Origin of the sequence: Thiocystis violascens DSM 198, from assembly GCF_000227745.2 — a bacterium.
In the GTDB taxonomy this organism is placed as follows: Bacteria; Pseudomonadota; Gammaproteobacteria; order Chromatiales; family Chromatiaceae; genus Chromatium; species Chromatium violascens.
The window spans coordinates 2,343,168-2,358,817 of the sequence record NC_018012.1; the positions used below are offsets into that span (position 1 = coordinate 2,343,168).

Below are 15,650 nucleotides of genomic sequence, written 5' to 3' on the forward strand. Positions count from 1 at the left end.
GGTCAAGCCTTTCCTGAAAATCGCCCGAACGGCAATTGGATCGCACCCTCAACTGACCGCCCCGGCCCTGAAATGAAGGGAATAAAGCATATCTTCGTCGGCGATATGGTCGATCAGCCAATCCTGCGTGATATCCAGAGCACGATCCGCGAGAGCCTGGCTTGGGCCGAAGATCATGAGATCGTTTTCCAGTTCGTCCAGGCGCCGGAAGAATCCAGCATGCAGTCTCAAATGCTCCTGTAGGCTGGGGTAGTGATGCTGACGCATGAAGGCCTCTTCGGTCTGAAAATGCTGCTCGGCGTACTCCCTCATGAAGGCCATGGCTTCGACAACGGCGCTTTTCCCGTCACGGTCCAAAATATCTTCGTACAATCGGTGCGCCGCGGTAAAAAACCCCTGATGCTGCCGATCGATCTCGGCGATGCCGATCAGGTAAATGTCGGACCAGTCTCGTAACATGAGGCACCTTAGGACGCGGTTCGGTGGGAGCGAAATGTCTCGTTTGAAGCGAGATCATAGCCTGTTTACGCCTCGACCGGCAATCCTAACTAACCGAAATTTAAGCCGTTCATGACTTGATCAGCCGGTTGCAGCCGAGGCTTTACGGTGCGCGAAACCATGAACGCCGCTTCGATCCGATGCCCTGAATGCTTGCACATACAATAGAATCACACATGACGTGATTTTTTTTTGCTACAGTTATCCGATCGGGATCGTGGATTCCCGCCAACCTTTAGGAGTGCTCTCATCGTGGAACCTGAATTTGCATCACTGACACGACGGATTGGAAGCCGTCTTCGCGCCGAGCGGCAGCGTCGCGGCTGGTCCCTGAGCGATTTGTCCGCGCGGACCGCGGATCAGCTGTCCAAATCCAGGATCAGCAACTACGAACAGGGAATTCGTCGTATGGGATTGGAGGCGGCACATCAGATCGCGGCTGCCCTGGAGACCGTCTCGCCTGCCTGGTTATTGATGCTGGAGGAATATAATCCACTCACCGATGACGAGTTGCGGCTGATTCAAGGCTTTCGTGCCATGAATGAGGCCCGCCAGCGTCAATTGCTCGACATGGTGGAGATCCCGGAGCAGCAGGACACCTCTTCGGAGCCAGTAACCACAACCTGAAGGGCAGTGCCTGCGAAAGCAGGCGTTGGGATTGACGGAAGATCCTTCGCTTCGCGTTATGATGGCGGGCTTCGCTGCCAGTCAGTCTTATCGTCGATCAGCATCGCCATGACAAATTCGATCCGTACCGGGGCCTGCCTCCTGCTCGATGTGCTCACCGACCTGGGTGTCGATTATCTGTTCGGGCACACCGGCGGGGCGGTCATCCCCATCCATGTGGAACTCAACAAGCGTCTGCGCCGCGGCGCGGCCGTGCCAAAATTCATTCTGTGCCGTCAGGAAGGCGGCGCTGGCCATGCCGCCGAGGGGTATGCGCGGGTCAGCGGGCGGGTCGGGGTCGCGCTCGCCACCTCCGGGCCGGGCGCGACCAATCTGGCCACGCCCATCGCCGATGCCTATAAGGATTCGCTGCCGACGCTCTTTATCACCGGTCAGGTGCCGAGCGGCGCGATCGGCACGGATGCCTTTCAGGAGGTGGATACGGTTGGGTTCACGCGCCCCATCTCCAAGCACAATTATCTGGTCAAGGACGTGCGCGACCTGGAGTGGGTGCTACGCGAGGCCCATGCGCTCGCGCTGCACGGACGCCCCGGTCCGGTGGTGGTGGACATCTGTAAGGATGCGCAGCTTGCGACGGTCGAGAGTCAGAACCCGCCGCGCACCCGGCACCGGGAAGTCATTCCCTTCGACTCTGTCAGGGCCGCAGCCATTCTGGATGCGCTGGCCAGCGCCAGCCGCCCGGTGGTCAAGGCTGGCGGTGGGGTGATTCATGCCGGTGTGGCGCCGGCGCTGGCGGCGTTTGCCGAACGCTTCGACGTTCCGGTGACCACTACCTTCAACGCGCTCGGCACCCTGCCTTTCGAGACACCGTACAACCTCGGCATGCCGGGCATGCACGGCACCATCCCGGCCAATTACGCCCTGCGCGACGCCGATCTGATTCTGACCCTGGGCGGTCGCTTCGACGATCGGGTCGCGGTGCGCGGATTCGCCGCCGACAAACGCATCGCCCATGTCGACATCGATCCGTCCGAGATCGACAAGATGATCGCGACCGACCTGTCGCTGGTGGCCGGACTGGATGACTTTCTGGAGTACGCGCTGGCCTCGGGTCGCACCGCTCGCCATCCCGACTGGCTGTCCCAGGTCGGGGAGTGGCGCGAGCAGATGCCCAAGCCCTATGGCGTCTCGGAGTACATCAAACCTCAGGCGGTGGTGGAACTGCTGTCCGAACTCACCCAGGGTGACGCGACCCTGGTCACCGGGGTCGGTCAGCATCAGATGTGGGCGGCGCAGTATTATCGCTTCCAGCGTCCGCGCCAGTGGGTCAGCTCCGGCGGGCTCGGCACCATGGGCTTCGGGCTGCCGGCGGCCATCGGCGCCTGGTTCGCCGATCCCTCGCGTCCTGTGGTTTTGATCGACGGCGACGGCAGTTTTCAGATGAACCTGCAGGAACTCGGCACCGTGGTTGCCAACCGCATCCCGCTCAAGATGTTCGTCCTGAACAACAGCTTCCTCGGCATGGTGCGCCAGTGGGAGGACATGATGGACGGCGGTCATCATTACGAAACCTGTCTCGCGCGCGTCGCCGACTGCGATGCCGACTGCACCGAGCTGGATCAGACCTGCCGGCGCCAGATCCCCAACCTGACCGGTTTGAAATACGTCTATCAACGTCTCGCCACCCTGCGGATCAAGGAGCCCGCCGAATTGCGCGAGCAGCTCGCCGCCGCGCTGGCGGAGCCGGGTCCGATGCTGGTGGATGTCTGGATCGACAAGGCCGAAAACGTCATTCCGATGGTCCGTCCCGGTCATACCCTGGCGCAGATGATCGAAGCTTGAATCAAGAATCTGCCGCGAACCAAACCGATCGCGACCAACGAATCAGAGGAAATCACACGATGCCAACCTCCACATGGCGCTCGGTGCAGCGCAAGGCAGGAACGGACACCATCTATGGCGTCGCGCTCAGTCCCGACGGCAAGCGCCTGGCCACCGCAAGCTGGGACAGTCTGGTGAAACTGTGGGATGTCGCCCAGGGCCGCGTCGAACACACCCTCGCGGGTCATGAGGGGCGCGTCTATACGGTACGCTTTCATCCCGATGGTCAGCGGCTCGCCTCCGGCGGCACCGATACCTCGGTTCGTCTGTGGGACGCCAACACCGGGCAGGAGCTTTGGAATCGTAGCGGCCATTCCAGTCTGGTCTACAGCGTCGATTTCCAGCCCCAGGGCGAGTTGCTGGCCTCCGCGAGCGAGGACGGCACCATCTGTCTCTGGACGGTCGACAGTGGCGAGCTGGTCCGCACCATCGAGGGGCATCCGCAATATGTGCAGGGCGTCGTTTTCACGCCCGACGGCGAACGGCTGATCTCCGGCAGCCGCGACTCGACCGCGGCGATCTGGGAGGTGGCGACCGGCGCCGAGCTGGCCCGTTTCGATGTCATCAACAATGGCATCAACAGCGCCCAGATCAACGCCGATGGCACCCGGTTGCTGCTCAGTAATGTCGACGGCTCAGTGGGTCTGTGGGATCTGAACAGCCTGGCGATGATCCGGGAGATGGAAGGACACACCTATCCGGCCTGGAGCGCGATTTTCAGCCCTGACGGCAAGCTGATCGCCTCCGGCAGCGCGGACAAGACCATCGTGCTGTGGGACGCCGCGACCGGCACGGAACTGTCGCGCCTGACCGGTCATGGCATGGATGTCTACAGCGTCGCCTTCAGCCCGGACGGTCGCTGGCTCTATTCCGGCGGCGTCGATAAAACGATCCGCGTCTGGGGGCTGGATGTGACGGACGCCGAATGGCAACCGGTCAGCGCCGCCTGGCAGGTCGCCGAGGCGGAGTCGCGGATCGAGGAAGAGGCCGCGCTTGCCCTGGCCGAACAGCAGCGCCAGCAAAGCGCGTCCGCGCCGAAGCTGTGGGGGCGGTTGTTTGGCGGGAAGCGTTGATGCCGTTTACTCGTGACACCGCTCCGCGATGTCACGAGATCCAACGGGAAATCTTCGGATTTGGAGCGATTTCATCCTATCCGTAGGAGCCCGCTTGTGGGCGACGCGCCCCCCACCAAGAAGCTTTCCGTGCGCCCACCTGTCGCCCGCAAGCGGGCTCCTACGGGGTTTGGCGCTTGGCGAAGTCATTTCCGGAATTCCCCTAAAGCGAACTCAAGCCGGTCGCTGACGACTGATCGCTGGCCCGTTCTTGTTCCCTTGCCCCTTGCCCCTTGCCCCTTCCCTATTGATTCCTTGCGCAAACATCGACGCACGCCTTGCTCAATCGCGTTCATAATGCGCCGGGTATGGGAATCAAAACCAAGCTCAAGCTGATCGGGCTGCTGCCTCTGTTGATGGCGGTGGTCTTCGGCGTGACCGCCTATCGCGGCCACGAAAGCCTGCGCGAGCTGCGTGACCTCACCGTGCTGGCCGACGGGATGCAGGATCAGGTGGAGCAGTTGGAATCGGCCATCCATCGCTTTGTCGAGACCCGCGCGGATCGGTTCAGACAGGAAACCTATCTGCTGCTCGACTCGCTGGAGATCCAGGCGCATGTCGCGGGCCATCGCTTCGAGTCGCCCTCCGCGCCCGAGCTCGTGGCCGATCTGCGCAAACGGTTGGTCCAGTCCCGCTGGTCTTTCATGCAGCTGGATGCGCTCTATCTGCCCGCGCTGACCGCGTTCGAGATTACGCGGCTCCAGCAGGCCGCCCAACGCATCCAGATCGAAATCAGCCGCATCAAACCCCTGTTGCACCGGTTGCATCATGACAGCCACCGCACGGCGGTCGCCTATAGCGACACGCTCTGGACAACCGAATTCATCCTGATCGTCGTGACCGCGATCCTGGTGCTTTCTCTGATGGCGCCCGTCCTGTATCGGGTCGCGACCGCGCTGCACATCCTCGGTCGGGGGACGCGGGAACTCGGGCAAGGCGGTATTCCGCCCCGTCTCGTTCTGCCCGGCAAGGATGAATTCAGCCGGCTGGCGGCGGATTTCAATCAGATGTCGCAACGGCTCGCGGAGGCCGAGGCGGTGCGCGAAAAACGCGCTACCGAATTGGAAAACGCGGTGCAGGATCTGGAAAATTTCAGCTATTCGGTCTCGCACGATCTGCGCGCGCCATTACGCGCCATCGACGGCTTCGTTGCGATCCTGAAGGAGGAGTACGCGCCCCAATTGGATGTGGAGGGTCTGCGGCTGTTTGGCGTGGTCAGCGCCAATGCCAAAAAGATGGAGCAGCTCATCAACGATATTCTGGCGTTGTCGCGCGCTGGCCGACTGGAGCTCGATCCGCGTCAGGTCGATATGAATACCCTGGTGCGCGAGGTCTGGACCGCTTTATCCGAACAGCAGACCGCGCGCGCGATTCAATTCCAGTGCGCGGACTTGCCGGAGATCTTCTGCGATCCGCGGGCCATCCGCCAGGTCTGGCAGAACCTGCTGGACAATGCGATCAAGTTCACCCAGGGTCGCGACCCGGCGGTGATCGAGGTCGGCGCGGAACGCCGGGCGGGGATGATCCGTTACACCGTGAGAGATAATGGCGCCGGGTTCGATCCCACCTATGCCGACAAACTCTTCGGCCTCTTTCTGCGGTTGCATGGAATGGACGAATTCGCGGGCACGGGAGTGGGATTGGCCATCGTCAAACGGTTCGTCCAAAAGCATAATGGGGCAGTCGATGGAACTGGCGAGATCGGCGTGGGGGCGACGTTCAGCTTTAGCCTGCCTGTCGAACGGATCGAATCGTGTCCGGGATAACCGGGACTCTGTCGCGTGTCCGGGCGACACCATGATGCTGGGAGAGATCGATGGTCGAAAGAGAGTTGGTGGTCGACATTCTGCTGGTCGAGGACAATCCGAGCGATGCCGAGCTTGCCATTCGCGCCTTGAAAAAACATAACCTGGCCAACCATCTGGAGTGGGTCAAGGATGGCGTGGCCGCGCTGGATTTCCTGTTCCAGCGAGGCGACTACGCCGGTCGCTCCAGTGTCCTGCCGAAGGTGGTTCTGCTGGATCTTCGGCTCCCCAAGCTCGATGGGATTGAGGTGCTGACACGCATCCGCGCGACACCGGAGACCCGCGAGTTGCCGGTGGTGATCCTGACCTCCTCGAAGGAAGAACAGGATCTGGTCGCAACCTATCAACTCGGCGTCAACAGCTTCGTCGCCAAACCGGTGGCGTTCGACGAATTCGCCCGCACCGTGGCCGAACTGGGCATGTACTGGGTGCTTGTCAATCGCGTTCCGCCCGAGATCCGGCATCCCGCATGACCGATCGGCTACGCATCCTGCTGCTGGAAGATAATCCCGCGGACGCGGAGTTGATCGCGCGTTTTCTGAAAAAGTCGGGGCTGTCCTTCGACTCCCGCCGGGTCGAGCGCGAAGATACCTTTGCGCGGGCCCTCGCGGAATTCCGCCCGGATGCCATTCTGGCCGACTACAGCCTGCCTCAATTCGACGGGTTGCAGGCGTTGAATCTGGTCCGCTTGCGCGATCCCAATCTGCCGTTCATCTTCGTCACCGGCGCGCTGGGCGAGGAGGGTGCGGTCGAGCTTCTGTGCAAGGGCGCCAACGACTACGTCCTCAAGGATGTGCTCACCCGTCTACCCATGGCGCTGGAGCGCGCGCTGGAGACGGCGCATCAGCGCAAGGCGCTGCATGCCGCCGAGCAATCGCTCCGGGAGAGCGAGGAACGCTTTCGCGCCATCGTGGAGACGACCATGGACTGGATCTGGGAGGTGGACGCCGAGGGCCGCTATACCTATGTCAGCCCGGCCTCGACCAGACTGCTGGGCTATGCCCCGGAGGAAATGCTGGGACGCCGCCCCATCGATTTCATGCCGCCGGACGAGGCCGCGCGGATCGGCGCAAACTTTTTCGGGATCGTCGCCGCGCAACAACCCTTTTCGTTGCTTGAAAATACCTGCCTGCGCAAGGACGGGATACCCGTCGAGATGGAAACCAGCGGGATCCCGATTGTCGGGGCCGACGGCCGTTTCCTGGGATACCGGGGGATCGACCGCGATATCACCCAACGCAAGCGCCATGTGGCAACGCTGCTGTTGCAGGCCCGTCGCGCTACGGCCCTGCTGGAGCTGCCGCGCGCCGCCGAGCACATGGATGAGCGGGAATTCATGCAATTCGGTCAGGAGTTGGCCGAGGAATTGACCGCGAGCCGAATCGCGTTCATCCATTTCGTCAACGAGGATCAGGAAACCATCGAACTGGTCACCTGGTCGCGCCGCACCCTGGACGGTTATTGTCAGGCGGCCTATGACAAACATTATCCGATCAGCCAGGCGGGCGTGTGGGCGGATGCCCTGCGTCAGCGTGCCCCGACGGTGTTCAACGAGTATTCGACGACGCCTCGCAAGCACGGCCTGCCCGAGGGTCACGCGGAGTTGACGCGCCTGATCAGCGTGCCCGTGATGGAAGGCGACCTGGTTCGCATGATGGCCGGGGTCGGCAATAAAGACAGCCTCTACACCGACCTGGATGTCGAGAGCGTTCAGCTCATCGCCAATGAGATCTGGCGCATCGTCCGTCAGCGGCGGGCGGATCAGGAGCTTCGTAAACTCTCGCTGGCCGTGGAACAGAGTCCGGCCAGCATCGTCATCACCGATCTGGATGCCCACATCGAATACGCCAATCCCGCGTTCACCAGGGTTTCGGGCTACCGCCTCGACGAGGCCATGGGTCAGAATCCGCGTGTCCTACAATCCGGGCAAACAACGCGCAACGTGTACGACGACCTCTGGACGACCCTGGGCCGAGGCGATGTCTGGCGTGGCGAGTTCTCCAACCGGCGCAAGGATGGCAGCGACTATGTCGAGTTGGCCATCATCTCGCCAGTGCGCCAGCCGGATGGGCGCATCACCCACTATCTTGCGGTCAAGGAAGATATCACCGAGCGTAAACGTGTTGAAGAAGAACTCAAACACTATCGTCTGCATCTGGAAGAACTGGTTGAAACCCGGACTCTGGAGCTGAAAACACTGGAGGAGCGCAGCCGACTCATCCTCGAATCGAGCGCCGATGGACTCTATGGCGAGGATACCGAGGGACGCGCGACCTTCATCAATCCGTCCGCCTGCGCCATGCTGGGCTATCGTCCGGAGGACGTGCTGGGCTGCTGCACGCATGATCTGATTCACCACAGCCACCCCGATGGGACGCACTATCCGAAAGAAGACTGTCCAATCCACCGCGCCTCCGGCCATAAGCATGTGCTACGGCAGGACGAGGACGTGTTCTGGCACGCCGACGGCCATTCCTTTCCGGTGTCGTATTCGTCCCATCCCATGTATCGGGACGACCAGCTCATCGGGGCGGTGGTCAGCTTCTTCGATATCTCCGCGCAAAAGCAGACCGAGGCGGCGCGCGAGGCGGCGCTCGCCGAGGCGGAGCGTCTCGCCCGTCTCAAGAGCGAGTTTCTAGCCAATATGAGTCATGAGATCCGGACCCCGCTCAATGCCGTGCTGGGATTCGCGCAGATCGGCGTGCGCCAGAGCGACGGGCGCAAGGCCAGGGATTTTTTCAAGCGGATCATGGATTCGGGACAACTGCTGCTCGGCATCGTCAACGACATCCTGGATTTCTCCAAGATCGAGGCCGGTAAGCTCAACATCGAGCAGGGTTTGATCAACTTGAACGATGTGATCGAGCACTCGCTGGATCAGTTGCGCGCGCGCGCGCGGGATAAGGCGCTGGATCTCCAGGTCGAGGTGGCCGGCGATCTTCCCGCTTCGTGCCGCTGCGACGGCTTGCGGTTGACGCAGATCCTGGGAAACCTCTTGTCCAACGCCATCAAGTTCACCAGCGAGGGGAGCGTCAGTCTGGCGGTCTCCCGCGATCGGGACAGTCTGCTGTTCCGCGTCTCGGACACGGGTATCGGGATGACCGAGGACCAGGTACGCGGATTATTCCAGCCTTTCGAGCAGGCTGACGGATCGATCACCCGTCGCTTTGGCGGCACCGGACTGGGGCTTGCCATCAGCAAGCGCCTGGTGGATATGATGGGTGGGGAGATCGGCGTTCGGAGTCGGCTGGGAGAGGGGGCGCGATTCGAGATGCGGATCCCCTTGATCGAACCGGCCGGCTCGATCCTGGCGCAGCAGCCGGTCGAGGTCGCTCCGTCGCCACAGACGATCCCGAGCCAGCGTCTGAGCGGCCTGGTCATCCTGGTTGCCGAGGATAACGCGGTCAATCGTCTGGTGATCGAAGAGATGTTCAAGGATGAGGGATGCTGGCTGGTTCAGGTCGAAAATGGCCTCCAGGCCGTGGAGCGCATGCGCCAGGATGGCGCCAATGCGTTCGATCTGGTGCTGATGGATATCCAGATGCCCATTTTGGACGGGTATGAGGCGGCCCGGCAAATTCACGCTTTCGCCCCCGATCTGCCCATCATCGGTCTCACCGCTCATGCCCTGCCGGCCGAGCGCGCTCAATGCCTGGCGTCGGGGATGGTCGATCATGTGGCGAAACCCGTGGATCTGGATACGCTGGTGGCAACCATTTTGAATTATGCGCCGATCGGGTCCGGTACTCATCGCGCTTGCGAGGCGGCGGATCGGGGGGAGCGGTTTTCAGGCGAGACGGTATCCGTGCCCGGCGACGGAGCCGCTGACGAGACGATGATCGACTGGCCGGCGCTGACATCGCGTTATCTGCGGCGCCCTGAGTTTTTACCCAAGCTGCTGGAATCGGTGCTGACGGGCAATGCCGCCAATTCGGCCGCTCTGCGTCAAGCCGTCAACCAGGGCGACCTGCGACACCTGGCCTTTCTCGCGCACAGCCTTAAGGGGACGGCGGGCAACCTTTGCGCCGATGGCTTCAGGGATCTTGCCGCGCGGACCGAAAGTCATGCCCGCGCGGAACGGACAGCGGCCTCGCTGGACGCTTTTCGGCTTGCGCATGCGCTGGATAAACTGTTATTGGAGGTGACCGTCCGCCTGGATTGGGTCAGGGTTGCGGCGAGGGTTCCCGGCGCGACATCCCCGTTCGATCCAGCCGCTTTAGCCGAGGCCATCGAGCGCCTTGAGGCGTTGCTTGCCGTTGACGACACGGCGGCAAACTCGACCTTCGCTCAATTCCAGGGGCTGTTTTTACAGGCATTCGGCGAACAGGCTCATCAACTCGGTCAGCAGATCGAACGTTTCGACTATCAAACGGCGCTCGACACTCTGCGCGCGGTCAAGGCGGTTCCGCCGCGTCCAGCGTAATCCGCGCTGTTGCGAGTAACCCCGACCGTGCGATCGCCAAGAGCGAGCGGCGGTTGCGTTTCAATGGTTCTTACTTTGGCTGAATAATTCCCGGCTGTTTCAGAGGGTGGAGATCGCGACGATGATCGAACGACTGGAGACCGGCGGCCTCAAGGTCGCCAAACCCTTGTATGACCTGGTCAGCAACGAGATCGCTCCAGGAACCGGGATTGCCCCGGACGATTTCTGGAGAGATTTCGGCGCAATCCTGAGCGAGCTTGCGCCGCGCAATCGCGAGCTGCTCGCCCGGCGGGACGCGCTACAGACGCAGCTCGACGCCTGGCATCGCGAGCGCCGCGGCCAGCAATTGGATCTGGACGCCTATCGCGCCTATCTGTCCGAGATTGGCTATCTGGTTCCCGAGGGACCGGATTTCCTGGTCAGCACCACCAATGTCGACCCGGAAATCGCCGCGATTGCCGGCCCCCAGCTCGTGGTGCCGCTGAGCAATGCGCGCTATGCCCTGAACGCGGCCAATGCGCGCTGGGGCAGTCTCTACGACGCGCTCTATGGAACCGATGCGATTCCGGAGGAGGATCATCTCAAGCGCGGTCACGACTTCAACCCCGAGCGCGGGGCGGCGGTGGTCGCGCGCGCCGCGGCCTTTCTGGACGCGACCGTCCCGCTCAATCGCGGCTCCTACGGCGATGCGTGCGGATTCAAGCTCGAACAGGGCAAGCTGGTCGTCTGTCTCCCCGATAACAGTCAGACCATGCTGACGGATCCGGCGCAATTCATCGGCTACCGCGGCAGTCCGGAACAGGTTTCGGCCATTCTGCTCGTCCATCATGGACTGCATATCGAGATCCAGATCGACCGCGAGCACGCCATCGGCAGGGAGAGCCCGTCCGGGATCGCGGACATCCTGCTGGAGTCCGCCGTGACCTGCATTCAGGACTGCGAGGACTCGGTCGCCGCCGTCGATACCGAGGACAAAGTCGGCGTGTATCGCCACTGGCTCGGCTTGATGAAAGGCGATCTGACCGTGCAGTTCAGCAAGGGCGGCCGGATGGTCGAACGCGCGATGGAACCTGATCGCAACTATATCCGGCTCGGCGGCGGCACCTTGGCCATGCCCAGCCGCGCGCTCATGCTGGTGCGCACGGTCGGCCATCTGATGACCACCGACGCCGTGCTCGACGCCGCGGGCCAGGAGGTGCCGGAAGGTATGCTCGACGCCATGATCACGGTCCTGTGCGCGCTGCACGACGTGCACCCCGATGTCGGCGCGCGGCGCAACTCGCGCGCCGGCAGCGTCTACCTCGTCAAGCCCAAGCTGCACGGACCCGAGGAGGTCCAGCTTGCCGTCGACCTCTTCGCGCGCGTCGAGGCGGCCTTGGGTCTTCCCGTCAACACGGTCAAGATCGGTATCATGGACGAGGAGCGTCGCACCACGGTAAACCTCAAAGAATGCATCCGGGTCGCCCGCGAGCGGATCATCTTCATCAATACCGGTTTTCTCGACCGCACCGGCGACGAGATTCATAGCGGCATGGAAGCCGGTCCGGTGCCGCGCAAGGGCGACATGAAGCGCCAGCCCTGGCTCCTGGCCTACGAGGACTGGAATGTGGATGTGGGTCTGGCCTGCGGCCTGCCCGGACACGCTCAGATCGGCAAGGGCATGTGGACCATGCCGGACGAGATGCGCGCCATGCTCGCGAGCAAGATCGCGCATCCTCAGGCCGGCGCCAACTGCGCCTGGGTGCCCTCGCCAACCGCCGCGACCCTGCATGCCATCCACTATCATCAGGTCGACGTGGCCGAGGTTCAGGCCGAACTGGCACGGGGCGGGCGCCGCGCCAGTCTGGACGATCTTCTGCAGGTTCCGACAGTGCTCGATCCGGCCTGGACCGCCGAGGAAATCCAGCAGGAACTGGACAACTGCTGTCAGGGTATTCTGGGTTATGTGGTGCGCTGGATCGATCAGGGCGTGGGCTGTTCCAAGGTGCCGGACATCGCGAACGTAGGTCTGATGGAAGACCGCGCGACCCTGCGCATTTCCAGTCAGCAGGTCGCCAACTGGCTGCATCATGGGGTTGTCAGTCGGGAACGGGTGCTGGAAACGCTGCAACGCATGGCGGGCGTGGTGGACGGTCAGAATGCCGGCGATCCGTGCTACCGGCCCATGGCGCCTGGCTTCGACGGCATCGCCTTCGAGGCCGCCCGCGAGCTGATTTTCCAGGGCCGAGCGGCCCCGAACGGCTATACCGAACCCCGGCTGCATGCCATGCGCCGACGACGCAAGCAATTGGATGGCACGCGAGCGGATTCCTGACATCATTCTTGCGACAACCGCTTTCGGGCGGCGCTCGCCAGCCGTTCCGACAGATCTCGACCTCTTAAGCCAGGGCGCCCGAGCGGACTTTGCCCCTTGATCGGCCTCGCCTATAATCCGCTGCCTTAAACCGCGTCCGCCACCAAGACGCGACTGAACATTTGTCAAACGACCCTGGAGAATGATGATGCCCACCTACGATTACCGTTGCGACACCAATAACCGCGTGGTCGAGATTTCCCACCGGATGAGCGAGAGTCTGAGCAGTTGGGGCGAGCTTTGCGCGCGCGCCGGTCTCGAGACTGGCGACACGCCGACCGATGCCCCCGTGCATCGTCTGGCGACAGGCGGGAATGTCATTTCCAGTCGCAGCCTCGGCAGCGGCAATGCTCCGGCCTGTGCGACCGGTTCCTGCTGCGCGGGAGGCATGTGCGGACTGAACTGAGAAGAGCCTTGCCCGTCGTTTTGGTTAACCCGAATTAAACATAAATCCTGGGAGCGCCGAGTTGCACTCGGCACGCCCAGGGTGTCCGAATCAAGCCACGCCGGTCTGCTCCGCCTCCGGTCGCTTCGGCCAGGCGGTCAGGATGGCCTGAACAAGCGTCGCCAGCGGTATCGCGAAGAAGACTCCCCAGAATCCCCAGAGCCCCCCGAAGACCAGGATGGCGACGATGATCGCCACCGGATGCAGATTCACGACTTCCGAAAAGAGCAGCGGAACCAGCACATTGCCATCCAATGCCTGAATGATGCCATAGGTCGCCATCAACCAGGCGAACTGCGAAGACCACCCCCATTGGAACCAGGCGACCAAGAGCACCGGCAGGGTGACGATCGTGGCGCCGACATAGGGAATGATGACCGACAGCCCGACCAGCAGGGAGAGCAGCATGGCGTACTTGAGTCCAAAGGCATAGAAGGCCACATAGCTGGTGCCCCAGACGATCAGAATTTCCCACGCCTTGCCGCGCACGTAGTTGGATATCTGCCGGTCAACATCCCTCCAGACAGTGCCGGCAATGCCGCGATGCCTGGGTAGCTGATAGCGAAACCAGTTAAGAATCAGATTCTTGTCCTTCATGAAAAAGAACACGAGCAGCGGCATCAGGATCAGATAGACCAGGATCGTGATCACCCCGACCACGCTTGCCAGCGACCAGGAAACGACGTGTTGCCCGAATGTGACGGCCTCGGAGCGGATCGCGGCGATCAGTTCGTCGATCTGGGCCACGGTCACGAGTTCAGGATATTTCTCGGGCAAGGCCGTCAGCGCATTGGTCCCTTCCGAGATCATGTTCGGCAACTGCTGTACCAGTTCGGTGATCTGTCGCGAAACCAATGGCATGACACCGAGCAGAACCAGGGCCACGAACAACAAAAAAAGCGTATACACCAGAAGCACGCTGGGAAGACGGGGCATGCCGCGCCGCTCCAGATAACCGACCAAACCCTCCAGTAGATAAGCAATGACGATGCTCGCCAGCACCGGCGCAAGCATATTGCCCAGGGTGAGCACGACCGCGAAGACGATCGACAGAAGTAACGCCAGAAAGACAACCTGTGGGTCGGATAAATGACGCTGAAACCAGTTTGCGACAATATTCATACGGATGACGGCTCGTCGTTGGCGTCGTACTTGGCCCGATAGTCCTGATAATGACGGGCGAACAGGGCTTCCAGTTCATCGATGACCTGCATGGCGCCGCGGCCCTGGAGGACATGGGCGGACATCAGGGCCGATGTCTCGTTGAGCAGCGGCCCGCGGTCGAGCATGTCATAGGTGTGGGACAGGCGTTTGATCGCCCCGACCACGCTTTCCGTGTCGGGACGCGGCAGAGCCCGCGGTTCGCGCGGTTCTTTCTCCTCCCCGAGGCGCTCGGGTTGGGCGCGCTGGGCCAGAAAGTCGGCAAAGGCGAGGAGGGTCTGGCGGTCGGTCGCGGACAATCCCTGAAACAGCTTCGCCAGCCGTCTCCCGTCCGCCGACTCCGATGTCCGGGTCAGCATATCAATCTCCCGTGGATGCCGTTGCGCCCCAACGGGTGAAACGCTTGCTTGAGAGCGGGTCGGCGGGCGAACGGGCTAGGTGCGTTTGCATTGTGCGCGGCAATAGTCACGGGCGAATTCCAGGAGTTCCTCCATCACGCGCAGCCGAAATTTCTGCTTCTGGTGCACGAAGGAAAAGGGCCGGGCCAACGGCGGATCCAGAGGGAGCGCGACCAGCGTCCCCAGCTTCAACTCTTTCTGAACGGTCGTCCCGGAGACCACGGAGACGCCCATGCCGGCTTCGACCGCGCCCTTGAGTGCCTCCGGACTGCCCAGCTCCATTGCGATCTTCAAGGTGGCATGACCCTCGGGCTGTTGCTGGAGATAGTCGCCGATGACTTCGCGGGTGCCCGAGCCTTCCTCGCGGCAGATGAAGGGATATTCCAGCAGTTGCTCGAAGGTGACTTCCGGAAGCGATGCCAGCGGATGGCTGGGGGGCATGATCGCGACCAGATAATCCTGTTTACAGATTTCCACCACCAGATTTTTATTGGCGACCGGAGCCTCCACCACGCCGAGATCGATGGCATTGTTCTCCACCATCGACACGATGCCCTCGGTATTGGAGACCTTGAGATGGATGGCGACCTCCGGATAGCGCTCCTTGAAGTCTCCGAGCAGGGGCGGCAGCATGTATTCGGCGATCGTGGTGCTGGCACCGATGGTGAGCACGCCACTGATCTGACCGGTAATCCCCCGGACCGCGTTCTCCATCTCCGCATACAGCTCGAAGATGCGATCCGCCGATTCGCAGACCTTGCGCCCGGCATCGGTTAGACTGATCCGGTTGTGCGTGCGGTCGAACAAGCGGGTGTTGAAGTGTTCTTCCAACTGGCGAACCTGGAAGGTCACCGCCGGTTGCGTCATGTGGAGCGTCTGCGCGGCCTTGGTAAAACTCAGCAGCCGTGCAACCGTATGAAACACCTGAAGTCTACGATCAGCCATCG

The 15,650-nt window shown here is 62.0% G+C and carries 12 protein-coding genes; 8 read left to right on the forward strand and 4 right to left on the reverse strand.

The genetic code is table 11. The features are described 5' to 3' along the window. Window positions 1–48 precede the first annotated feature (48 nt). A complete protein-coding gene (locus tag THIVI_RS10360) occupies window positions 49–459 on the reverse strand; it encodes a bacteriohemerythrin (protein ID WP_014778544.1) in 411 nt (136 codons plus the stop codon). A gap of 291 nt (window positions 460–750) precedes the next feature. Between THIVI_RS10360 and THIVI_RS10365 the strand changes: the two genes are divergently transcribed. The 8 genes from THIVI_RS10365 to THIVI_RS10400 all read left to right on the forward strand — a co-directional run bounded on the left by THIVI_RS10365 (window position 751) and on the right by THIVI_RS10400 (window position 13,105). Then, the gene (locus tag THIVI_RS10365) at window positions 751–1,125 is read left to right on the forward strand and encodes a helix-turn-helix domain-containing protein (protein WP_014778545.1); all 375 of its coding nucleotides are present in this window, start codon (window positions 751–753) and stop codon (window positions 1,123–1,125) included. A 108-nt stretch (window positions 1,126–1,233) separates the two neighbouring features. Then, complete coding sequence (gene ilvB, locus THIVI_RS10370; RefSeq protein ID WP_014778546.1) at window positions 1,234–2,967, forward strand: biosynthetic-type acetolactate synthase large subunit; 1,734 nt, start codon at window positions 1,234–1,236, stop codon at window positions 2,965–2,967. 59 nt (window positions 2,968–3,026) lie between these two features. Beyond that, on the forward strand, window positions 3,027–4,079 hold the full coding sequence (locus tag THIVI_RS10375) for a WD40 repeat domain-containing protein (RefSeq protein ID WP_014778547.1): 1,053 nt from the start codon (window positions 3,027–3,029) through the stop codon (window positions 4,077–4,079). Between the two features lie 347 nt (window positions 4,080–4,426). After that, window positions 4,427–5,884 carry a sensor histidine kinase gene (locus THIVI_RS10380; RefSeq protein ID WP_014778548.1) on the forward strand — a complete coding sequence of 486 codons (1,458 nt, stop codon included), beginning with the start codon at window positions 4,427–4,429 and terminating at the stop codon, window positions 5,882–5,884. Between the two features lie 50 nt (window positions 5,885–5,934). Next, window positions 5,935–6,396 (forward strand): response regulator, encoded by a 462-nt coding sequence (locus THIVI_RS10385; RefSeq protein ID WP_014778549.1) that lies wholly within the window; start codon window positions 5,935–5,937, stop codon window positions 6,394–6,396. Next, window positions 6,393–10,346: a PAS domain S-box protein gene (locus THIVI_RS25745; protein ID WP_014778550.1), complete on the forward strand. Its 3,954-nt coding sequence runs from the start codon at window positions 6,393–6,395 to the stop codon at window positions 10,344–10,346. Before THIVI_RS10385 ends, THIVI_RS25745 begins: the two co-directional genes overlap by 4 nt. Window positions 10,347–10,467: 121 nt before the next feature. Continuing rightward, window positions 10,468–12,660: a malate synthase G gene (locus THIVI_RS10395; protein ID WP_014778551.1), complete on the forward strand. Its 2,193-nt coding sequence runs from the start codon at window positions 10,468–10,470 to the stop codon at window positions 12,658–12,660. A gap of 187 nt (window positions 12,661–12,847) precedes the next feature. Further along, on the forward strand, window positions 12,848–13,105 hold the full coding sequence (locus tag THIVI_RS10400) for an FmdB family zinc ribbon protein (protein WP_014778552.1): 258 nt from the start codon (window positions 12,848–12,850) through the stop codon (window positions 13,103–13,105). Window positions 13,106–13,195: 90 nt separating this feature from the next. On the opposite strand, the gene THIVI_RS10405 is transcribed toward THIVI_RS10400, so the two are convergent. From THIVI_RS10405 to THIVI_RS10415, 3 genes are all read right to left on the reverse strand, one after another. Then, a complete protein-coding gene (locus THIVI_RS10405) occupies window positions 13,196–14,266 on the reverse strand; it encodes an AI-2E family transporter (protein WP_014778553.1) in 1,071 nt (356 codons plus the stop codon). Next, window positions 14,263–14,664 (reverse strand): hypothetical protein, encoded by a 402-nt coding sequence (locus THIVI_RS10410; protein WP_014778554.1) that lies wholly within the window; start codon window positions 14,662–14,664, stop codon window positions 14,263–14,265. The genes THIVI_RS10405 and THIVI_RS10410 overlap by 4 nt, the downstream gene beginning before the upstream one ends. A gap of 75 nt (window positions 14,665–14,739) precedes the next feature. Continuing rightward, the gene (locus THIVI_RS10415; protein WP_014778555.1) at window positions 14,740–15,648 is read right to left on the reverse strand and encodes a LysR family transcriptional regulator; all 909 of its coding nucleotides are present in this window, start codon (window positions 15,646–15,648) and stop codon (window positions 14,740–14,742) included. Between the last annotated feature and the right edge of the window lie 2 nt (window positions 15,649–15,650).